General features: G+C 68.4%; 19 protein-coding genes and 1 tRNA gene. 13 read left to right on the top strand and 7 right to left on the bottom strand.

Annotated features, from left to right (window positions below):
• The first annotated feature begins 31 nt into the window (after window positions 1-31).
• Complete coding sequence (locus tag AC3A6R_RS05635; protein WP_487863941.1) at window positions 32-1732, top strand: bifunctional protein-serine/threonine kinase/phosphatase; 1701 nt, start codon at window positions 32-34, stop codon at window positions 1730-1732.
• 20 nt (window positions 1733-1752) lie between these two features.
• Here the strand turns inward: AC3A6R_RS05635 and AC3A6R_RS05630 are convergent, their stop codons facing one another.
• Entirely contained in the window at window positions 1753-3021 is a 1269-nt protein-coding gene (locus tag AC3A6R_RS05630) for an MFS transporter (RefSeq protein ID WP_487863940.1), read from the bottom strand.
• Between the two features lie 257 nt (window positions 3022-3278).
• On the opposite strand from AC3A6R_RS05630, the gene AC3A6R_RS05625 reads away from it, so the two are divergent.
• Window positions 3279-4559 carry an ANTAR domain-containing protein gene (locus tag AC3A6R_RS05625; protein ID WP_487863939.1) on the top strand — a complete coding sequence of 427 codons (1281 nt, stop codon included), beginning with the start codon at window positions 3279-3281 and terminating at the stop codon, window positions 4557-4559.
• 31 nt (window positions 4560-4590) lie between these two features.
• Here AC3A6R_RS05625 and AC3A6R_RS05620 read toward each other — a convergent pair whose 3' ends face one another.
• The 4 genes from AC3A6R_RS05620 to AC3A6R_RS05605 all read right to left on the bottom strand — a co-directional run bounded on the left by AC3A6R_RS05620 (window position 4591) and on the right by AC3A6R_RS05605 (window position 9141).
• Window positions 4591-5397: an ABC transporter ATP-binding protein gene (locus AC3A6R_RS05620; protein WP_487863938.1), complete on the bottom strand. Its 807-nt coding sequence runs from the start codon at window positions 5395-5397 to the stop codon at window positions 4591-4593.
• 55 nt (window positions 5398-5452) lie between these two features.
• A complete protein-coding gene (gene ntrB / locus AC3A6R_RS05615; RefSeq protein WP_487863937.1) occupies window positions 5453-6352 on the bottom strand; it encodes a nitrate ABC transporter permease in 900 nt (299 codons plus the stop codon).
• A gap of 12 nt (window positions 6353-6364) precedes the next feature.
• Window positions 6365-7609 (bottom strand): CmpA/NrtA family ABC transporter substrate-binding protein, encoded by a 1245-nt coding sequence (locus AC3A6R_RS05610; RefSeq protein ID WP_487863936.1) that lies wholly within the window; start codon window positions 7607-7609, stop codon window positions 6365-6367.
• 251 nt (window positions 7610-7860) lie between these two features.
• Window positions 7861-9141, bottom strand: coding sequence for a nitrate- and nitrite sensing domain-containing protein (locus tag AC3A6R_RS05605; RefSeq protein ID WP_487863935.1), 1281 nt, complete (start codon window positions 9139-9141; stop codon window positions 7861-7863).
• Between the two features lie 90 nt (window positions 9142-9231).
• On the opposite strand from AC3A6R_RS05605, the gene tsaD reads away from it, so the two are divergent.
• The gene (tsaD, locus tag AC3A6R_RS05600) at window positions 9232-10293 is read left to right on the top strand and encodes a tRNA (adenosine(37)-N6)-threonylcarbamoyltransferase complex transferase subunit TsaD (RefSeq protein WP_487863934.1); all 1062 of its coding nucleotides are present in this window, start codon (window positions 9232-9234) and stop codon (window positions 10291-10293) included.
• On the opposite strand, the gene AC3A6R_RS05595 is transcribed toward tsaD, so the two are convergent.
• Both AC3A6R_RS05595 and AC3A6R_RS05590 read right to left on the bottom strand, forming a co-directional pair.
• The gene (locus AC3A6R_RS05595) at window positions 10229-10984 is read right to left on the bottom strand and encodes an alpha/beta hydrolase-fold protein (protein ID WP_487863933.1); all 756 of its coding nucleotides are present in this window, start codon (window positions 10982-10984) and stop codon (window positions 10229-10231) included. The genes tsaD and AC3A6R_RS05595 overlap by 65 nt on opposite strands.
• Before the next feature lie 251 nt (window positions 10985-11235).
• The gene (locus tag AC3A6R_RS05590) at window positions 11236-11607 is read right to left on the bottom strand and encodes an Hsp20/alpha crystallin family protein (protein ID WP_487863932.1); all 372 of its coding nucleotides are present in this window, start codon (window positions 11605-11607) and stop codon (window positions 11236-11238) included.
• Window positions 11608-11731: 124 nt separating this feature from the next.
• Here AC3A6R_RS05590 and AC3A6R_RS05585 point away from each other — a divergent pair, with 124 nt between their 5' ends.
• The 10 genes from AC3A6R_RS05585 to AC3A6R_RS05540 all read left to right on the top strand — a co-directional run bounded on the left by AC3A6R_RS05585 (window position 11732) and on the right by AC3A6R_RS05540 (window position 21415).
• Entirely contained in the window at window positions 11732-13024 is a 1293-nt protein-coding gene (locus AC3A6R_RS05585; protein ID WP_487863931.1) for a branched-chain amino acid ABC transporter substrate-binding protein, read from the top strand.
• A gap of 11 nt (window positions 13025-13035) precedes the next feature.
• The gene (locus AC3A6R_RS05580) at window positions 13036-14199 is read left to right on the top strand and encodes a pyridoxal phosphate-dependent aminotransferase (RefSeq protein ID WP_487863930.1); all 1164 of its coding nucleotides are present in this window, start codon (window positions 13036-13038) and stop codon (window positions 14197-14199) included.
• A 10-nt stretch (window positions 14200-14209) separates the two neighbouring features.
• On the top strand, window positions 14210-15001 hold the full coding sequence (locus tag AC3A6R_RS05575; RefSeq protein WP_487863929.1) for an AraC family transcriptional regulator: 792 nt from the start codon (window positions 14210-14212) through the stop codon (window positions 14999-15001).
• A 95-nt stretch (window positions 15002-15096) separates the two neighbouring features.
• Window positions 15097-16026: a DMT family transporter gene (locus AC3A6R_RS05570; RefSeq protein WP_487863928.1), complete on the top strand. Its 930-nt coding sequence runs from the start codon at window positions 15097-15099 to the stop codon at window positions 16024-16026.
• A 92-nt stretch (window positions 16027-16118) separates the two neighbouring features.
• The gene (gene rpsO, locus AC3A6R_RS05565; protein WP_007837783.1) at window positions 16119-16385 is read left to right on the top strand and encodes a 30S ribosomal protein S15; all 267 of its coding nucleotides are present in this window, start codon (window positions 16119-16121) and stop codon (window positions 16383-16385) included.
• A gap of 217 nt (window positions 16386-16602) precedes the next feature.
• Window positions 16603-18921, top strand: coding sequence for a polyribonucleotide nucleotidyltransferase (gene pnp, locus AC3A6R_RS05560; protein ID WP_487863927.1), 2319 nt, complete (start codon window positions 16603-16605; stop codon window positions 18919-18921).
• A 50-nt stretch (window positions 18922-18971) separates the two neighbouring features.
• Entirely contained in the window at window positions 18972-19970 is a 999-nt protein-coding gene (locus AC3A6R_RS05555; RefSeq protein WP_487858047.1) for an NAD(P)H-quinone oxidoreductase, read from the top strand.
• Window positions 19964-20764 (top strand): triose-phosphate isomerase, encoded by an 801-nt coding sequence (tpiA, locus tag AC3A6R_RS05550; RefSeq protein ID WP_487863926.1) that lies wholly within the window; start codon window positions 19964-19966, stop codon window positions 20762-20764. Before AC3A6R_RS05555 ends, tpiA begins: the two co-directional genes overlap by 7 nt.
• Window positions 20765-20802: 38 nt before the next feature.
• A complete protein-coding gene (secG, locus tag AC3A6R_RS05545; protein WP_487858045.1) occupies window positions 20803-21210 on the top strand; it encodes a preprotein translocase subunit SecG in 408 nt (135 codons plus the stop codon).
• 120 nt (window positions 21211-21330) lie between these two features.
• Window positions 21331-21415, top strand: a tRNA-Leu gene (locus tag AC3A6R_RS05540).
• Window positions 21416-21450 lie beyond the last annotated feature (35 nt).

The raw sequence follows: 21450 nt of genomic DNA, 5'->3' as shown, positions 1-21450 counted from the left end.
CGCGCAGGAAAAGCCCATGGACAATCGCGCCATGAGCTTCGAAGTGGACATCGGCTATGCCAGCCAGCGCGGACCGCGCGAGGTGAACGAGGATTTCGCCGGCGCCGTGCATGCACCGCCGGGGGACGAATCGCGCGGGTTGATCGCGGCCATCGCAGACGGCGTGTCTACCGGCGGCCGCGGCCTGGAGGCGGCGCAGACCACGGTGATGGGCCTGCTGGCCGACTACTTCGCCACGCCCGCCACCTGGGAGCCGACTGCCGCGCTCGACCGGCTGGTCGCCGCGCAGAACGCCTGGCTGGCCGACCACAACCGGCGCCGCCAGGGCGGCGCCACCGCGCTCACCACGCTGACCGCGTTGGTGCTGCACGGCCAGAGCTACACGCTTGCGCATGTCGGCGATACGCGTGCATGGCGCGTGCGCAGCGACGGCGAAGCGGCGCTGCCGCTCACGCAGGACCATGCCTTCGAGCATCCCGACCTGCGCAGCCGCCTGACGCGCGCCATCGGCCTCGACGACCAGGTGCGCGTGGACTACACGCAGGGCGACGTGCGCGTCGGCGACTGCTTCGTGCTCACCTCCGACGGCGTGCATGGCGTGCTCAAGCCGCAGCGGCTCGCCGCGCTGGCCCTTGCCGGCAGCGCCCGCGAGGCGGGCGAGGCGCTGGTGCAGGCCGCGCTCGAGACGGGCACGCGCGACAACGCGACCGCGCTGGTGATCCGCGTGGTCGGCCTCGATGCGCGGCAGCTCGACGACGAGCTCGGCGACGGCCGCCGGCTCGCGCCGCCGCCGCGCCTGAAGGTGGGCGACGTGCTCGACGGCCATGCCATCACCGCGCTCGTGGCCGACACCGGTGTGCACCTGCTGTACCAGGCGCGCCACATCGCCACGCGCGAACTGGTGGCGATCAAGACGCTGCATCCTTCGCGCGCGAGCGACCCGCAGGAGCGCGCGATGCTTGCCCACGAGGCCTGGCTCGGGTTGCGCGTCGGCAGCAGCGGCTTCGTGCGCGTGCATCCGCGCGGCAGCGACGCGAGCGCGCTCTACCTCGTCTTCGACTGGCATGGCGGACGCACGCTCGAGCAGATCCGAAAGTCGACTGCGCGCGGCGGCGTGGCCGAGGTGGTTGCGGCCGCCATCGAGATCGCCAAGGCGCTCGGTCGGCTGCACCGCCATGGCGTGGTGCACCGCGACATCAAGCCCGGCAACCTGCATCTCGGAGACGACGGCCGGTGGCGCGTTCTCGATCTCGGCGTGGCGCTGTCCGGCCGCGAAGGCGCGGCCCAGCGCGAACTGCATGCCGGCACGCCGAGCTACATCAATCCCGAGCAGTGGGAGGGCGCCCACGCCGATGCCGGCAGCGACCTGTTCGCGCTCGGCGTCACGCTCTACCAGTGGCTCGGCGGGCATCTGCCCTACGGCGAGATCGAGCCCTACCAGGTGGCCCGCTACCGGCGCGACCCAGTCGCGCTGTCGCGCCTGCGGCCCGACGTGCCGGTGTGGCTCGACCATCTGGTGCGCAAGGCCGTGGCGCGCGATCCGCGCGAGCGCTTCGAGACCGCCGAGGAACTGCTGCTGGCGCTCGAGCGCGGCGCGTCCCGTCCCGTCGCCTCGCCCGCTGCCACGCCGCTGATCCGCCGCGATCCCGTCGCGCTCTGGAAGATCGCGCTGGGCGTGTCGCTGCTGTTCAACCTGCTGCTCGTGCTGTGGCTTCTCTTCTTGCCACGCTGAGGCCGACGCCGGGATGAGGTTCATGGCCGGGCCGCCTTGCGTGGCACGGCGTACGCTGCCGCGTCGGCTGGCGCCGGCGTGGTGCGCGCGCGACCACCTTTCTCGGCCCAGGTGCGGGTCCAACGGATCTGCATCACGCGCATGACACCGAGCATTACCAGCGACAGTGCGGCGAAGAACACGAAGCCCCAGACGTAGCTGCCGAGGTACTGCTTCGACAAACCCATGGCGTTGGGCACGAGCCCGCCGCCGAGTGCGCCGATCTCGCCGATCATCGAGCCGGCGACTGCGGTGCTCGCGGGCCAGCGCAGCGGCACCAGCTGGAACAGCGCGCCGTTGCCCGCGCCCAGGGCCGCGAAGCACACGATCAAGAGCAGCGTGGTGAGCACGAGCGACGACGACGAGACACCCACCAGCGCCAGCCCCACGGCCACCGCAAGCAGCACCACCGTGAGCGTGTTGACGCCGCCCCAGCGATCGGAGAGCCAGCCGCCGACGATGCGCACCGCCGCACCCATGAAGGCCGCCAGCATCGTGAGCTGCCCGGCCTCGACCTTGCTGACGCCGAACTGCTCGTAGTAGTACGAAGGCAGGAAGGTGATGAGCCCGATGAAGCCGCCGAAGGTCACGCCGTAGATCAGGCTGAAGACCCAGCCGTCTTTCTCGAACAGGCAGGCGATGTGGGCGCGAAAGCTCGCATGGCTGTCGACGTCGGGCGGTTCCTTGGCGAACACCACCATCACCACCATCGGCAGCAGGATCGCCGCGGCGGCAACCGCATACACGCTCTGCCAGCCGAGCCACTGTGCGAGCGGCGGTGCCACCAGCACCGACACCGCGGTGCCCACGTTGCCGGCGCCCACGAGCCCCATCGCCAGGCCCTTGTGCTGCGGCGGGAACCAGCCTGAACCGAGCGACAGCGCCACGCCGAAGCTCGCGCCGGCAATGCCCAGCAGCACGCCCATCGCCAGCAGGTCGTTGAAGCTCTCGACGAAGAAGAAGCCGAACAGCATCGCCACCGCGATCAGGCCCATCTCGACCAGCGTCGCGTTCTTGCGGCCGATGTACTGCGACAGGATGCCGAGCGGAAAGCGCATCAGCGCGCCCGCGATGATCGGCACCGACAGCATCAGGCCCTTCTGCGCCGGCGAAAGGTCGAAGCTCTCGCCGATGAAGGGCGCCATCGCGCCGTTGAGCACCCAGATGCAGCAGGAGAACGAGAAGTACAGGAAGGCCGCGAACAGCGTGGGGCTGTGGCCGGACTGCAAGAAGCTCTTGAAACTCGACATGGCTTTCAACGATGCAATAAACCGCGGGCGCGGCCTGCAAAGGCCGCGTCGCGGACGGGTTGGGGGGCGGGGGGCCGGCAGCATGCGCTGTCGGCAGGGCGGTGCTTTCCGGCCTGTGCGTGGCCGGAACGGATGCAGGAACCTGCAGCCTCACCAAAGCGGTGCTTCGTTACACCGCGCTGTGTTCGATGCAAGAGCCGTGCCCGCCTTTCCGGGCGTGCGTCGCCTATGCTTCCAGTGCCTTCCCACACGCCGCCATGACTTCCGTTCTTCTCGTCGCCCCCCATGAATGGGATGAATCCGCGCCCTTGCCCGAGCTGCTGCGGCAGGGGTTGGAAGACGCCGGCGCGACCGTGCGCGGGCGCACCATCTGCCGCATGCTGGTGCATCAGGTGGCCGCGCTGGCACCGCAACAGGTGCTGGTCTGGCTCGACGACGCGGCGGCCGTGCAGGCGCTCGCCGACGCGATGCAGGGCTGGCACGGAGTGCCGCCCTGCGCGGTGAGCGTGACCGGTGCGGCGTTGCCGAGCGAGGCACATGCGGCGCTGGTCGCGCTGGGCATGCACGCCTGGGCGCCACTCGACGCGGCCTTGCTGCCCGGGCTGCTGGTCCGCGCGCAGGCGCGCTTCGCGCGCGAGGCGGCGCTGCGCACCGAACTGGAAAACCTGCGCACCCGCATGGACGAGCGCAAGTGGGTCGACCGGGCCAAGGGCCTGCTGATGTCGGCGCGCGGCATCGGCGAGGACGAGGCCTTCGGCCTGCTGCGCGGCGCCGCGATGCATGCCAACCTGCGGCTCGGCGAGGTGTCGCGCTCGGTCATCGAGGCGGCGCAGTGGGCCGAGGCGATCAACCGCGCCGGGCAGTTGCGGATGCTGTCGCAGCGGCTGGTGCGCGTGGCCGCGCAACTGGCCGGCGGCGTCGAGGCGCAGCGCGCGCGCGTGCAGCGTACGCAGTCGGCCGAACGGGTGCAGCAGAACCTCGATCACCTCGCGGCCCTCGAGCTGGCCGGTGCGGGCGCGCAGGCGCTGGCGGAGGTGCAGGCGGCCTGGACCGGGCTGTCCACGGCACTGGTCGCGCGCGCGACGGCGGCGGGGCTGGCCGAGATCGACGGCCGCGCCGAGATGCTGCTGGCCGCGGCCGAGGCGCTCACCGAGGCGCTCGAAGCCTCGGGCGCGCGGCGCGCGCTGCGCATCGTCAACATCTGCGGGCGACAGCGCATGCGGGCGCAGCGCCTGGCGAAGGACGCGCTGCTGGCGTCGGTGCTCGGGCAGCCGGGCGCTAACGCACGGCTTGCGCCCACGATGGACGAGTTCGAGGCCGCGCTCGTCGAACTGGAGCGCGCGCCGCTCAGCACCGCCGAGATCCGCACCGCGCTCGCGAGCGCACGCGACGAGTGGCTGCGGCTGGTGGGCGGCGTGCGCACGATCGACAGCCCCGAGGGACGCGCCACGCTGGTGCGTGCCAGCGAAGCGCTGGTCGATACCTTCGAGCGCCTGACCGCGTCGTACGAGCACAGCCTGCAGGTCATCATGTCCTGAGGGCGCCTGGCGCGAAGGCGTGCGGTCGCCTTCAGGCCACCGCCTTCTCCACATGCGCCTGGCGCGTGTACAGAAAGTCGATGACCGCCTTGCGCGCCTGCACGTAGGCCGGGTCTTCGGCCAGTTCGACGCGGCTGCGCGGACGGGCGATGCCGACCTTCAGCACTTCGCCGATGGTCGCGGCCGGGCCGTTGGTGAGCATCACGATGCGATCGCTCAGCAGCACCGCCTCATCGACGTCGTGTGTGACCATGACGACCGTGCTCCGGGTCTTCTGCACGATCGCGAGCAGCTCGTCCTGCAGCCTGGCGCGCGTGAGCGCGTCGAGCGCGCCGAAGGGCTCGTCCATCAGCAGCACCTTGGGCTCCATCGAGAGTGCGCGTGCGATGCCCACGCGCTGCTTCATGCCGCCCGAGATCTCGCCGGGGCGCTTCTGCGCGGCGGCCGCGAGCCCCACCATGGCGAGCGCCGCATCGGTGCGCGCGCGCAGCTGCGCCTTGGTCTCGGTGGCGGCGAAGACGCGCTCGACCGCGAGGTACACGTTCTCGAAGCAGGTGAGCCAGGGCAGCAGCGAATGGTTCTGGAACACCACCGCGCGCTCCGGCCCGGGACCGCTGATCTCCTTGTCGGCGCACAGCAGCACGCCCTGCGTGGGCGTGGTCAGCCCGGCAATGAGGTTCAGGAGCGTCGACTTGCCGCAGCCCGAGTGGCCGATCAGGGTGACGAATTCGCCCTTGGCCACGTTCAGGTTCACACCCTGCAGCGCGACGAAGCGGCCCTTCGGCGTCTTGAACGCCTGCTCGACGTCGTGGACCTCGATGTACTTGCTGTCGTTCATTGGAAACCTCCGCGCAGCAGCGCTGCGGTATTCGCCTTCGGAGCGGCCGTGCGGCTCATGACTTCACCTCTTCGAACGTGAACGCGGTGGCGAGCTTGATCAGCGTGAACTCCAGCACCAGGCCCACGATGCCGATCACGAAGATCGCGATGATGATGTTGGCGACGTTGAGGTTGTTCCACTCGTCCCACACCCAGAAGCCGATGCCGACGCCGCCGGTCAGCATCTCGGCCGCGACGATCACGAGCCAGGCGGTGCCCACCGCGAGGCGCACCCCCGTGAGCATGTAGGGGAGCACGGCGGGGAACAGGATCCGCGTGAAGATCTTCCACTCCGAAAGGTTCAGCACGCGCGCCACGTTCATGTAGTCGCTGGGCACGCGCTGCACGCCGACCGCGGTGTTGATGATCATCGGCCAGATCGAGCAGATGAAGATGGTCCAGATCGCGGCCGGGTTGGCGCCCTTGAACACCAGCAGTCCGATCGGCAGCCAGGCCAGCGGCGACACCGGACGCAGCAGGCTGATCAACGGGTTGAACATGCGCGAGAGAAACTCGAAGCGGCCGATCGCGAAGCCCGCGGGAATGCCGACGGCGGCCGCGAGCCCGAAGCCGAGCGCCACGCGCTGCAGCGACGAGAGCACGTTCCAGCCCACGCCCTGGTCGTTCGGCCCGTTGCTGTAGAACGGATCGCTGAACACCGTGAGCGCCTGCTGCCAGGTAGCGAGCGGCGAGGGGAAACCGGTGGTGCTGCTCATCGCGACCAGTTCCCAGACCAGCACCAGCAGGCCGAAGCCCGCCAGCGGCGGCAGCACGCGCAGCCAGAACGCGCGCAGGTCGAGGGGTGTGCGGGGCTTTATCTCTTTCTTCTCCTTTTTGGGAAGAGCAGCGTGGGGGTGAGGGTGCGGGGCAGCCTCTGCGCGGGGCAGGGGCGAATGAAAGACGGCGCTGACCATGGTGCGTTCTCCTCAGACGTGCAGCTTGAAGGAATCGGCGTACTTCTTCGGGTCCTTGCCGTCCCAGACCACGCCGTCGAGCAGCTTGCTGCTGCGCATCGGGTCCTTCGGCAGGCTGACCTTCATCGCGCCGGCAACGTCCTTGTACATGTCGATCTGGTTGATCTGCTTCGCCACGGCGAGGTAGTCGGGATGCTCCTTCAGCAAGCCCCAGCGCTTGTGCTGCGTGAGGAACCACATGCCGTCGGAGAGGTAGGGGAAGTTCACCGCGCCGTCGTCGAAGAACTTCATATGATTGGGATCGTCCCAGGTCTTGCCCATGCCGTTGTCGTAGCGCCCGAGGATGCGCTGGTTGATCGCATCGGCACTGGTGTTGATATAGCTCTTCTGCGCCACGGTGTCGGCCATCCGGGCCTTGTTCTGAAGGTTGGCGTCGATCCATTTGCCGGCCTCCATGACGGCCATCATCACGGCGCGGCAGGTGTTCGGGTTGGTCTTGACGAACTCGGCGCGCGTGCCGAGCACCTTCTCCGGATGATCCTTCCAGATGTCCTGCGTGGTGATGGCCGTGACGCCGATCTTGTCGATGATGGCGCGCTGATTCCAGGGCTCGCCCACGCAGAAGCCGTCCATGTTGCCCACGCGCATGTTCGCCACCATCTGCGGCGGCGGCACCACGATCACCTTGGCGTCGGCCACGGGGCTGATGCCTGCCGAGGCCAGCCAGTAGTTCAGCCACATCGTGTGCGTGCTGGTGGGAAAGGTGCCGGCAAAGGTGTACTCGCGCTTTTCCTTCGCCATGACTTTGGCGAGCGAAGGGCCGTCGACCGCGCCCTTGTCGGCCAGCGCCTTCGACAGCGTGATGGCCTGGCCATTGCGATTCAGCCCCATGAGCACGGCCATGTCCTTCTTGGGGCCGCCGACGCCCACGTGCACGCCGTACACCAGCCCGTAGAGCACATGGGCCATGTCGAGTTCGCCGTTCACCAGCTTGTCGCGCACGCCGGCCCAGCTGGCTTCCTTGCTCGGCACGATCTTCACGCCGTATTTCTTGTCGAAGCCGAGCACCGAGGCCATCACCACGCTGGCGCAGTCGGTCAGCGGAATGAAGCCGATCTTCACTTCTTCCTTCTCGGGCTTGTCGGAGCCCTGGGCCCAGACGGCGGCGCGCAGCGCGGGGTCGATGCCCACGGCGCCGAGGGCGGCGGCTTGCAGTACGCGGCGGCGGCTGAGACGGGTTTTCAGCAGGTCGGTCATGGGGCGGGCTCCGGTTGAAGAACAGGCAGTCGATGGAAGACGGAACAAAAAACGAAAAAGGCGTCCGCACCACGCAAGGGCCGCTCGAGAACGAGCCCTTTCGGGGTGGGGACGCCTTTGTCCGGTGACGGCAGCCGCTCCCGCCATTGGGTGCGCCCGCCTCGGACCTGAAGGTCCATGGGCTGGTCTTGCAAGCCGTGTGCCAGCTTTTCTGCACAGATGTTGTGCATGCGCGCGCCGCGGCGCGCCGGTCATCGGCGCCGGGGCGTCGCGTCGGACAGGTAGTCGGCCATCGCGAGCATCGACTCGGCCACGTCGACCAGGCGCCGCTTCTGGTTCATCGCGGTCTGCAGCAGCATCTTGTGGGCCTCGTTCTCGCTCATGCGGCGGTGGGCCATCAGCAGGCCCTTGGCGCGTTCGACGAGCTTGCGCTCGTTGAGCGAGGCCCGCACGGTTTCGAGTTCGTCGCCCATGGCCTGCAGCCGCAGCGACTGCTCCTGCACCATGTCGAGCACCGAACGCTCGAGTTGCCGGCCATAGGGCGCGGGCTCGGTGGTGCGGGTGTCGGCGTCGTCGAAGAAAGCCGCGCCCTCGGCTTGCGGCGCGAGGCTGCCGAGCACCGCCTCGCAGGCCTGCAACTCACTGCGCGCCTGCGCGATCTTCTGGGCGCAGAGCGCGCGCAGGTCGGCGGCGAGCCGGTCTTCCACCGCTTTCATCGCATCGATGCGGCGCGAGCAGCAGTCGAACCAGGCCTGGCTCAGCCGCGCGTCGGGAGCGGCGGCAGGGGACGCCTGGGCGCTCAGGCTCGCGCGGCGCAGGCGCTCGATCTCGGCCATGGCCGCATCGGCCTCGCTGCGGTGCCACAGCGCGAGCACTTCGCCGCGCGAGAATTCGGTGAAGACCTGGAAGCAGCGCTCCTGCAGCGCGATCAGGTGCATCCATTGCTGGCGCTGCTGCGGCTCGCCGCTGCGGCCCACCGCCAGCGTGGCGGCGCCGAAGGCACGCTCCTGGCCGGCGAATTCCTTGCCCTGCATGAAATTGAACATCGCGACCAGCAGGCGCGAGATCTCGGGATCGGTGGCGCCATCGGCCGCCTCGAACACCACGGCCAGCAGCCCGGCGACGAGCTTCGCGAAGGCCGCGGTGGCCTGCGCGGGGGTGAGCTCGAGGGCGCCGACACGGCGGCGCAGTTCGGCCAATCCGTCGAGGCCCGGCAGCACCCAGGCGATCCGGCTGAAGAGGCGCGCGCTGTTGCCCGCCGTGGCGCCGGGGCGGGCCTCGTTCTCGAGCTGGTCGAATCCGGCGCGCACCACCTGCTCGAGCGCGAGGCATTCGGCGCTCTGCGCGCCGCGCTCGGTGGCGAAGCGCTCCCCGCGCGCGGCGAGGAACACGTTCGACAGGCCGCGCTCGCGCTGCAGCGCATGGACCAGCCGTGCGATCAGCCCGACCAGTTCGCTGGTGCGCGCGAGCTGGTCCAGCTCGTCGATTTCGCACTTTCTCGCGGCAATGAGGAAGCTGAGGCTGGATTTCATCTTCAACGCCTGCTGCAACATCTGTGCCGCCGAACGGCGCGGACGTCCCCGCATCCACCCCGTGATTGGCCCGGCGCCTAAACTCCCCCCATGCTCTTGTTGGGAATCGAATCCTCCTGCGACGAGACCGGCGTGGCGCTGGTCGAGACGCACGGCCACGCGCTGCCGCAGTTGAAGGCGCATGCGCTGCACAGCCAGATCGCCATGCACCAGGCCTACGGCGGGGTGGTGCCTGAACTGGCGAGCCGCGACCACATCCGCCGCGTGCTGCCGCTGACCGAAGCGGTCATGAAGGAAGCGGGGCGCACGCTCGCCGAGCTCGACGTGGTGGCCTACACGCGCGGGCCCGGGCTCGCGGGCGCCTTGCTCGTCGGTGCCGGCGTCGCCTGTGCGCTGGGCGCGGCGCTCGGCAAGCCGGTGCTCGGCGTGCATCACCTCGAAGGTCATCTGCTGTCGCCGTTCCTGAGCGCCGATCCACCCGAGTTCCCGTTCGTCGCGCTGCTGGTTTCGGGCGGCCACACGCAGCTGATGCGCGTGGACGGCGTGGGCCGCTACGAACTGCTTGGCGAAACCATCGACGACGCGGCCGGCGAGGCTTTCGACAAGAGCGCCAAGCTCATGGGCCTGCCGTACCCGGGCGGGCCCTGGCTCGCCAAGCTCGCGGAATCAGGCAATGCCACCGCGTTCAAGCTGCCGCGCCCGCTGCTGCACAGCGGCGACCTCGATTTCTCGTTCGCGGGCCTCAAGACCGCGGTGCTCACGCAGGCCCGAAAGCTCGGCGACGGCCTGGAGGCGAACAAGGCCGATTTGGCCGCTTCGACGCAGGCCGCGATCGTCGAGGTGCTGCTGAAGAAATCGCTCGCTGCGCTCGAGCGCACGGGGCTCCAGAGGCTGGTGGTGGCGGGCGGCGTGGGCGCGAACCGCAGCCTGCGCGAGCAGCTCGATGCCGCCTGTGCGAAGCGCGGCGTGCGCGTGCACTATCCCGAACTGCACCTGTGCACCGACAACGGCGCGATGATTGCAATGGCCGCCGCGATGCGGCTGCAGTCGGGGCTGGCACAGGCCAGCACGCGCTATGCCTTCGACGTCAAGCCGCGATGGCCCATGGCTTCGCTGTCGGCGCCGGCAGCAGCTGCGCAGGTGCCGGCATAGGGGCCGAGCGCGCGCGGCCGAGCGAGGGCAGCGGCAGCACGTCGAGCACGTTGCGCCAGAGCTGGCGCCACTGCGGCCAGTCGTGGCCGCCTTCGGTTGTGAAGACGCGGCCTGCGGGCAGGGCGTCGGCGAGTAGCTTGTGGTTGCTCGCGAAGCGGTCGCTGAGGCCGAAACCCAGGTAGAGCTGCGGCAGGTTGCGCGACTTCTGCGCATCGAGGTACTGCTGGAACCAGGGCCAGAGCTTGCGGTCGGGTTCTTCGTCGGGCAGCGGACCGACGGGCGCCTGCCAGGTGCGCAGGCCGCCGGCCTTGAGAATCTCGGCACCGAGCACACGCCGGCCGAGGTAGGGCGCCAACGCGACGATGCCGTCGACCGAACCGGGCTTGGAGAGTTCGTGGATCAACGCACCGAAGCCGCCGATCGAGATGCCCACGAGCCAGATCGACTTGTAGCCCAGTGCGCGCTGCGGCGCGATGACGTCGGCATGCAGCCGCTCGCTGAGGGTCTGATCGTAGTAGTAGGAGACGTCGGCATCCACGAGCAGGGCGTCCGCGGCCAGATGGCGCTCGCGCACCGCGCTGATGAATCCTTCGCGTTCGAACTCGTCCGGTTTCAGGTAGGCGCCGGGCAGGAAGATCAGGAGCGTGTCGGACCGTTCATTGTCTTTGGCTGACTTGAGGTGCGTGATCATGGCGTGCCTTGAAGGGCACCCGAATCCGCACCGTCATGAATGCGCCATGAATGCGGTGCGCATGCGAGCCGCCCACGAAAGAGGAAAGGACAATGTGAAAACATCACATGATGTGACGTTCCCAGCGCTTCTATTGTTATGAGTGAACCAGTTCAAAGTCAAAAACAATAGATAACGCACTTTCCTGCCGTGGGCATTGCAGCCGCGTGTCAAGGGCATGACACGCGGCGCGCAATTCCGCCAGCCGCGCCTTACTTGATCTGCAGCGGCGTGACCTGGCTCACCGGTACGCGCTTGCCAAGCTTGAGCGTGAGCACGCCGTTCTCGAGCGTGGCCTCGCTGGCGCCGGCGTCGATGTCCAGCGGCAGCTCGTAGGCAGCCTTGAACTGGCGCTTGGCGTCGGCCTTGCTGTCGATGCGGACCACGGCACCTTCGATGCCGATGTGGAGGTCTTCGCGCGAGAGGCCGGGCACGTCGATCGAGAGCGTCCAGCTCTTGTCGTCCTGCTCGACCAGCGGCGAGCGGGGCAGGCCCGAGAACGCGTCGGCGACGAAGCGCTCGAAGGCGCGGTCGTGCGGGCGCGGTGCGTAGCGGGCGGTGCGAAGGGTGGGGGCGAAAAACATCTGAGGCTCCTGAATGATGATCACAACGGGGACAAGAAATGTGTGTCCCTTACACTGCGCGGCCATTCCATCCCGGGTGCCGCTTGAGACCTCATCTAGGCCCAGCCGCTCCCGTTTCAAGACAATGAACCCCAGCTTTATTTGGCGCCGCAAGGCCTTGAAATTCGCGGCGCTGGCGCTATGCACGCCGGCCCTCGCGGTGCAGGCGCAGACGCCGCCCGCACCCATCCGCCTGGCGCTGATCGAGAGCATGAGCGGACCGTTCGCCAATACCGGCGAGGCCGTCTTCCGCAACCTGCTGTGGGCCGTCGAACGCGTGAACGCGCGCGGCGGCATTCCCCTCCCCGGCACCGCGGGCGGCGCGCGGCCGCTGCAGCTCGACCGCTACGACAGCAAGGGGCAGAACGAGGAGGCGCTCTCGGCACTGCGCGCGGCTATCGACGACGGTGCGCGCATCGTGCTGCAGGGCAATTCGTCGGCGACCGCCGCGGCGCTCGTCGACGCGATCGAGAAGAACAACGAGCGCGACCCCACGCGGCGCGTGATCTTCCTCAACTACGCGGCGGTCGATCCGGCGCTGACCAACGAGCGCTGCAGCTTCTGGCACTTCCGCTTCGATGCGCATGCCGACATGCGCGTGGCCGCGCTGATGGAAGTGGTGAAGGACGATGCGGCGCTGCGGCGGGCCTACCTGATCGGCCAGGACTACAGCTTCGGCCAGGCGGTGCTGCGCGAGTCGAAGCGCCAGCTCGGCGTGCAGCGGCCCGATGTCGAGATCGTCGGCGAGGAGCTCCATCCGATGGGCAAGGTGAAGGACTTCGCACCGTATGCCGGCAAGATCATCGCCAGTGGCGCCCAAGCGGTCTTCACCGGCAACTGGGGCAACGACCTCACGCTGCTCGTCAAGGCCGCGCGCGAGGGCGGCTTCAACGGCACCTTCTATACCTTCTACGGCAATGCGCTCGGCGCGCCTGCCGCCATCGGCGACGCCGGCATCGGCCGCGTGATTGCTGTGGCCGACTGGCTGCCGAACGTGCAGACCGCGCAGTCGGAGGCCTTCTATCGCGCCTTCCGCACGCGCTTTCCGAGGCCCGCGGACGACTACGTGCACATGCGCATGCAGTTGCTCGTCGAATCGCTCGCACAGGCGCTCGAGCGCGCCGGCAGCGTGGACGCCGTGGCCCTGGCCCGCGCGCTCGAGCAGGCCGACGTGAGCCTGCATGGACAGCGCGGCCGCATGCGCGCGGCGGACCACCAGTTCCAGCAGCAGCTGGTGGTCGGCATGATGGACAAGCAGGGCCGCCCGGGCGTGCAGTTCGACGTCGAAGGCTCGGGCTACGGGTTCCGGGTGGTGAAGACCATCGCGCCCGAACGGGCCGAACTGCCAACCACCTGCAAAATGAGAAGGCCTTCCTAGGAATCGACGACATGCGCGAAGCAATCCAGAACCTCGAAGCCTCCAAGATCCGTGAGGTGGCCAATGCCGGACTCGGCCGTGACGACGTGCTCGCCTTCTGGTTCGGCGAAAGCGACGAGGTCACGCCCGAGGTGGTGCGCCAGGCGGCCATCGATTCGCTGCAGCGCGGCGAGACCTTCTATGCGCACAACCTGGGCCTGCCCGAGCTGCGCGCGGCGATCGCGCGCTACACCAGCGCGCTGCACCCGCCGGTCGATGCGTCGCGCATCGCCGTGACCTCGGGCGGCGTGAGCGCGCTGATGCTCGCGGTGCAGGCGCTGGTCGATGCCGGCGACGAGGTGGTCGCGGTCACGCCCGTGTGGCCCAACCTCACGGCGCAGCCCGCGATCCTCGGTGCCCGGGTGCGCACGGTGCCGCTGGTGCCTTCCGGCGGCGCGTGGACGCTCGACCTCGCCGCCCTGCGCCGGGCGGTCACTGCAGCGACGAAGCTGCTGATCGTCAATGCGCCCAACAACCCCACCGGCTGGACCATGACGCGCGAGGAGCAACAGGCCGTGCTCGACCACTGCCGCGCCACGGGCACCTGGATCCTGGCGGACGAGGTGTACGAGCGGCTCTATTTCGAGCCCACGCCCAATGGCTGCGCGCCGAGCTTTCTCGACATCTCGAGGCCCGACGACCGGCTCGTGGTGACGCACAGCTTCTCGAAGAGCTTCCTCATGACCGGCTGGCGCCTTGGCTGGCTGGTGCTGCCGCCAGCCATGGTCGATGGCATCGGCAAGCTGATCGAGTTCAACACCTCGTGCGCCAGCGTCTTCACGCAGCGCGCGGCGCTCGCGGCGCTCGACCACACCGCGGAGATCACGCCCCGCGTGGTCGCGCATCTCAAGCTGTGCCGCGACACCCTCGTTCCCCTGTTGGCCGGGTTGCCCGGTGTGCAGGTGGCCCCGGCCAAAGGCGGCATGTACGCCTTCTTCCGCCTCGACGGCTTCGGCGACTCCCTCGAACTCGCCAAGCGCCTCGTCGTCGAAGCCGGCCTCGGCCTCGCCCCCGGCAACGCCTTCGCTCCCGAAGCCCAGGGCTGGCTGCGCTGGTGCTTTGCCTCGAAAGATCCACAGCGGCTGGTGCAAGGGGTGGAGCGGCTGCGCAAGTGGCTGGCTGCGCAGAACCGATGAGGCGAAACGCATGCCGTCGAGAGCCGCGCTGATCGATGCGGTGCGTGTGCGCGGCTCGGCATTGCCCGGCCTGCAGACGGTGGCGGCCGAGTCGGCGCGCAGTTTCCCGCGCCACACGCACGATGTGTTCGGCATCGGCGTGATCGACCGCGGGGGGCAACGCTCGGCCAGCGCGCGGGGCGCGGTCGAGGCGGTGCGTGGCGACGTCATCACGGTCAACCCGGGCGAGGTGCACGATGGCGTGGCGCTGCACGGCGAAACGCGCGCTTGGCGCATGCTGCACCTGGCGCCTGCGCTGTTCGGTGATGCAGCGCCCGGGTGCGAACTCACCCGGCCCGTGCTGAACGATCCGGCCCTGCGTTCGGGTGTGGACCGGTTGTTCGCCGCCGTCGCGCGCGGCGATGAGGCGCTGGCGCTGGAGCAGGGCGTGCTGCAGCTGCTGAGCCGTGCCCCCGGCATGTTGGCGCCGGAGCCCGCGCCGCGCGAGGCTTTGGCATCGCTGGAGCGCGCGCGCGCACGCATCGCCGATGACTGCGCCCATGCGCCCACGCTCGCCGAGCTCGCGGCCGAGGCGGGCCTGAGCCGCTTCCAGCTGCTGCGCGGCTTTGCTGCCGCCTTCGGCCTGCCGCCGCACGCCTGGCTCCAGCAATGCCGGTTGTCGCGCGCCCGCCGTCTCATCGCGCAGGGGCAGTCGCTGGCCGAAGCCGCGGCTGGCGCGGGCTTTGCCGACCAGAGCCACATGACGCGCGCCTTCGTGCGTTTCCTGGGCTTCACGCCGGGGGCCTTCGCCGGCGCACGCTGAACGCAGGCCGGGCCGCTGCAATTTCGTTCAAGACCGCAGCACCCCTGGCGGGAGACGCTCGCTGCTTCTCAACGGAATCAGCGAAAGGCGCGACGATGTCGGAACGAAGCAAGGGAATGTGGCTGTGCGCGCTGGCCATGGTCACGGTCGGCAGCACGGTGGTCGCAAGCAAGGTGATCGCACACGACCTGCCGCCGTTCACGGCCACGGCCTTGCGCTTCGCGCTGGCGTTGCCGGTGTTCGTGCTGCTGATGCGGCTCACGCGCACGCCGTGGCCCCGGCCTGGCCGGCGCGACCTGTACTTGCTGCTGTGCCAGGCCGGCCTGGGCAGCGTCGGCTACACGGTGCTGCTGATCATGGGCGTGCGGCTGGCGCCGGCCGCGAGCGCGGGCGTCGTGGCCGGCACGCTGCCGGCCGTGGCTGCGCTCGTGGCCGTGGTGGCGCTGCGCGAGCGGCCCGGGCGGTACCTGGTCGGCAGCATCGCGCTGGCAACGGCGGGTGTGCTCGCGATCAGCTGGCCGGGGGGTGGCGGGGCGGGGGACTCAAAATCCCCTGCCGTCCTGGCAGGCAATCTGCTCGTGCTGGGGGCCGTGGGGTGCGAGGCGGCGTTCATCTTGCTCAACAAGCGCCTGCGCGTGCCCGTGCGGCCGTTGGCGCTGTCGACGCTGATGACGGCTTTCGGGCTGGCCCTGGCGCTGGTCCCGGCGCTGTTCGAGCGGGCCTGGACCGCGCCGCTGCCGCCGGCCGCGCTGGGCGGCGTGGCCTACTATGCGCTGGTGCCGACGGTGCTCGGCTTCGTGCTGTGGTTTGCGGGGGCGTCGCGGCTCACCGGCGCCGAGGCGGCGCTGTTCACGGCGATCCTGCCGGTGTCGGCGCTGATACTCGCCGCGGCCTGGCTGGGCGAAAGTATCAGTCTGGCGCAGGTCGGTGGCGCGGTCTGCGTGCTGGGCGCAGTAGCGCTCGCCTCGCTCGATGGCCGGCGCGCGAAAAGGCTTGAAAGGCCTCGCAAGGCGCTCGGGCTATAATCCCAGAGCTTTGCATGCCGCAAGGCGCACGGTGAGGGCAGTTCCAGCGCTCACCGCAAGTCAAACATCCCGGAACACGCAAGGAATTTCAAATGATCGCAGCCTCCATCAAGGCCGAAGTCGTCAAGGACAACGCCCGCGCCGCCAACGACACCGGCAGCCCCGAAGTCCAGGTCGCACTGCTGACCGCCCGCATCAACGAGCTCACCCCCCACTTCAAGACGCATGCCAAGGACCACCACGGTCGTCGCGGCCTGCTGCGCATGGTGAGCCGCCGCCGCAAGCTCCTGGACTACCTCAAGTCCAAGGACGCCGACCGTTACACCGCGCTGATCGCCAAGCTGGGTCTGCGCAAGTAAACCGAATCGCATGAAGAAACGCCTGGGTTAGTCCGCTAGCTCAGGCGTTTTTTACTTCGCGATCCACATTCGGAGTGCCTAAACAGAGCGAAGCTGTGTCATTCCACTGAAGTTCTCCCCTCGAGCTTCGCTGGAATGGCATCGTGTTCTGAGAAGCCTCCTCCCCCGCGGAACCTGCAGCCCCTGCAGGTCGGCCGCTATCAAAATAGGAGCAAACATGAGCCTCTTCAACAAAGTCACCAAGTCCTTCCAATGGGGCGACAAGACCGTCGTCATGGAAACGGGCGAGATCGCCCGCCAGGCCAGTGGCGCTGTGGTGGTCGACATCGACGGCACCGTGATCCTCGCAACCGTGGTCGCCTCCAAGTCGGCCAAGCCCGGCCAGGACTTCTTCCCGCTGACCGTCGACTACATCGAGAAGACCTATGCCGCAGGCAAGATTCCCGGCAGCTTCTTCAAGCGCGAAGCCAAGCCCAGCGAGCACGAGACGCTGACCAGCCGCCTGATCGACCGTCCGATCCGCCCGCTGTTCCCCGAAGGGTTCCTGAACGAAGTGCACGTGGTCATCCACACGCTGTCGCTCAACCCCGAAGTCGACGCCGACATCGCCGCCATGATCGGCGTGAGCGCCGCACTGTCGATTTCCGGCATTCCGTTCAGCGGCCCGATCGGTGCTGCGCGCGTGGGCTACGTCAATGGCCAGTACGTGCTGAACCCGGGCCAGACGGCCCGCAAGGATTCGCAGATGGACCTCATCGTGGCCGGCACCGAAGCCGCCGTGCTGATGGTCGAGTCCGAAGCGCTGCAGCTCAGCGAAGAGATCATGCTGGGCGGCGTGGTGTACGGCCACGAACAGGCGCGCGTTGCGATCAATGCGATCCATGAACTCGTGCGCGACGCCGGCAAGCCGGTGTGGGATTGGCAGCCGCCCGCCGAAGACGAAGCCTTCGTCGCCAAGGTCAAGGGCCTGGCCGAAGAGAAGCTGCGCGCGGTCTACCAGATCCGCAGCAAGCAGGCCCGCACGCAGGCCCTGCGCGAAGCCAACGCCAGCGTGATGAGCGCGCTGAAGGAAAGCGGCGAGCCCTTCGATGCCGGCAAGGTCAACGACCTGCTGTTCTCGATCGAAGCCAGGATCGTTCGCAGCCAGATCCTCTCGGGCGAGCCGCGCATCGACGGCCGCGACACGCGCACCGTGCGCCCCATCGAGATCCGCAATTCGGTGCTGCCCCGCACCCACGGTTCGGCGCTGTTCACGCGCGGCGAGACGCAGGGCCTGGTCGTGACCACGCTCGGCACCGAGCGCGATGCGCAGCGCATCGACGCGCTGGCCGGCGAGTACGAAGACCGCTTCCTGTTCCACTACAACATGCCTCCGTTCGCCACCGGCGAAGTGGGCCGCATGGGCTCGACCAAGCGCCGCGAAATTGGCCACGGCCGCCTCGCCAAGCGCGCGCTCGTCGCCGTGCTGCCGACGAAGGAAGAATTCCCGTACACCATCCGCGTGGTGTCGGAGATCACCGAATCGAACGGCTCGTCGTCGATGGCCTCGGTGTGCGGCGGCTGCCTCTCGATGATGGACGCCGGCGTGCCGATGAAGGCCCATGTGGCCGGCATCGCCATGGGCCTCATCAAGGAAGACAACCGTTTCGCAGTGCTGACCGACATCCTGGGCGATGAAGATCACCTGGGCGACATGGACTTCAAGGTGGCCGGCACGACCAACGGCATCACCGCGCTGCAGATGGACATCAAGATCCAGGGCATCACCAAGGAAATCATGCAGGTCGCACTGGCCCAGGCCAAGGAAGCGCGCATGCATATCCTCGGCAAGATGCAGGAAGCCATGGGCGAAGCGAAGACCGAGGTCTCGCAGTTCGCGCCGCGCCTGACCACGCTGAAGATCAACCCCGAGAAGATCCGCGACGTGATCGGCAAGGGCGGCGCGGTCATCCGCGGCCTGCAGGAAGAAACCGGCACGACGATCAACATCGACGAAGACGGCACCATCACCATCGCCTCGACCGATCCGGAAAAGGCCGAGTTCGCCAAGAAGCGCATCGAGCAGATCACCGCCGAAGTCGAAATCGGCAAGGTCTACGAAGGCCCGGTCACCAAGATCCTGGACTTCGGCGCGCTCATCAACCTGCTGCCCGGCAAGGACGGCCTGCTGCACATCAGCCAGATCGCGCACGAGCGCGTCGAGAAGGTGACCGACTACCTGAGCGAAGGCCAGATCGTCAAGGTCAAGGTGCTCGAGACCGACGAAAAGGGTCGCGTGAAGCTGTCGATGAAGGCCCTGACCGAACGTCCGGCCGGCATGGAATACAGCGAACGTGCGCCGCGTGAAGACCGCGGCGATCGCGGTGACCGAGGTGGCGACCGCGGCGGTGAGCGCCGCGAGCGCTCGGACCGCGGCGACCGCGGTGGCGAGCGTGCGCCGCGCTTCAACGGCGAGCAGCAGCAGGCCCCGCGCAACGAGCAGCCGCAGCAGGCCGCTCCGGCCGGCGAGCAGCCTTTCACGCCGCGCGAAGAGTAAGCGGAACCTCCCAACCAAGCCCGCGCAGGCGGGCGTTGCAGGCCAGGACCATGAAAGCCATTGAAATCACTTCGTACGGCGCCCCCGAGGTGCTGCGTGCCGTGGAGCGCCCCGATCCCGTGGCCGGCGCGGGCGAGCTGCTGATCCGCGTTGCGGCCAGCGGCATCAACCGCCCCGACGTGCTGCAGCGCAAGGGGCACTACCCGGTGCCGCCGGGCGCTTCCGACCTGCCGGGCCTCGAGGTGGCCGGTGAGATCGTGTCGGGCGACGCCGCGGCGCTGGCCGAGGCGGGGCTCAAGGTCGGCGACAGGGTCTGCGCGCTCGTCGCGGGCGGCGGCTATGCCGAACTGTGCGTGGCGCCGGTGGCGCAATGCCTGCCGGTGCCGAAGGGCTGGAGCGACGTCGAGGCGGCTTCGCTGCCCGAGACCTTCTTCACCGTCTGGAGCAACGTGTTCGATCGCGGCCGGCTGCAGAAGGGCGAGACCCTGCTCATCCAGGGCGGCACGAGCGGCATCGGCGTGACCGCGATCCAGATCGCCAAGGCCATGGGTGCCACGGTGATCGCCACCGCGGGAAGCGACGACAAGTGCGAGGCCTGCAGGAAGCTCGGCGCCGACCACGCCATCAACTACCGCACGAGCGACTTCGTCGAAGAGGCGAAGAAGCTCACGGGCGGCAAGGGCGTGGACGTGATCCTCGACATGGTCGCGGGCGACTACGTGGCGCGCGAGATCGAATGCATGGCCGAAGACGGCCGGCTCGTGATCATCGCGGTGCAGGGCGGGATCAAGAGCGAGTTCAATGCGGGGCTGGTGCTGCGCAGACGGCTCGTGATCACCGGCTCCACGCTGCGGCCGCGGCCGATCGCATTCAAGGGCGAGATCGCCCGCGCGCTGCGCGAGAAGGTCTGGCCGCTGCTCGAAAGCGGCGCGGTCAAGCCCGTGATCCACAGCACCTTCGCAGCGAGTGGCGAGCCGAGCGGCGCGGCCCAGGCGCATGCGCTGATGGAATCCAACCAGCACATCGGCAAGATCGTGCTGACATGGTGACGACGAGCGAGCAACAGACGACGATGACGACGACGACCAAGAAGAAGCTGATTGCCGGCAACTGGAAGATGAACGGCAACCTGGCTGCCAACGAGGCACTCGTGAAGGCCTTGCAGCAGGGCCTCGCCGCGGCGCCGGCCGGCTGCGATGTCGCGCTCTGTACGCCGGCACCGTATTTTGGGCAGCTGCAGTCGCTGCTGGCTGCAACGCCTGCCCTTGCGCTGGGTGCGCAGGACATCTCGGCGCATCCGCAGGGTGCGTTCACGGGCGAGCAGTCGGCCGCCATGCTGAAGGACTTCGGCGTGCGCTATGCGATCGTCGGCCATTCCGAGCGCCGCCAGTACCATGCCGAATCCGACGAGGCGGTGGCCGCCAAGGCGGCGGCCGCGCTGGCGAACGGCATCACGCCGATCGTCTGCGTGGGCGAGACGCTGGCCGAACGCGAAGCAGGGCACACCGAAGAAGTGGTCAAGCGCCAGCTGGCCGCGGTGATCCACGTCAACGGCCATTGCATCAGCGAGATCGTCGTGGCCTACGAGCCCGTCTGGGCCATCGGCACCGGCAAGACCGCCACGCCCGAGCAGGCGCAGGCGGTGCATGCCGTGCTGCGCGCGCAACTGCACCATGCCGCGAGCGAGCACGCAGCGGGCATCCGCATCCTCTATGGCGGCAGCATGAACGCGGCGAACGCCGCCGAGCTGCTGGCCCAGCCCGACATCGACGGCGGGCTCATCGGCGGCGCATCGCTCAAGGCCCCCGATTTCCTGCAGATCATTTCGGCTGCCGCACGCTGAACGCGGCGCGAGCAGTCATCAATTAGGAGTAAGAACGAATGAACCTGGTCCTCAATCTTTTGGTCGGCGTGCAGATGCTGACGGCGCTGGTCATGATCGGGTTGATCCTGATCCAGCACGGCAAGGGCGCCGACATGGGCGCGGCCTTCGGCAGCGGCAGTGCCGGCAGCCTGTTCGGTGCCAGCGGCAGCGCCAATTTCCTGTCGCGCACCACCGCGGTGCTGGCGGCGGTGTTCTTTGCCTCCACGCTGCTGTTGGCCTACTTCAGCCATGCGCGGCCCGCGGGCGGCGGCAACAGCCTGCTGGAGCGCGCGGCCATCGGCGTGCCGGCCACGCCTGCTTCGGGCGCGGCAGGGCAGATTCCCGCTGGCGCAGCCCCGGCTGGTGCAGCTGCATCGGCGCCGGCCGCACCCGCCCCGGGCGCCGGCGAGATCCCGAGCAAATAATCAAGTTGTTTTCATTGAGCAGGTCGCTGAAAACGACTTCATTTCAGGGTAAACTCTAAAGCTGTTCGGAAAGCCAAACACCTTCACAGGTACCTCATGCCATCCGGACAAGTCAAAACCGCGGTCGTGGTGAAATTGGTAGACACGCTATCTTGAGGGGGTAGTGGCGAAAGCTGTGCGAGTTCGAGTCTCGCCGACCGCACCAAATCTCACCGGCAGAAAGCCTCTTTCAGAGCGTTC

This window comes from Variovorax sp. Soil_C_19 (genome assembly GCF_057657255.1).
This window is presented reverse-complemented; position numbering and strand designations above follow the sequence as displayed.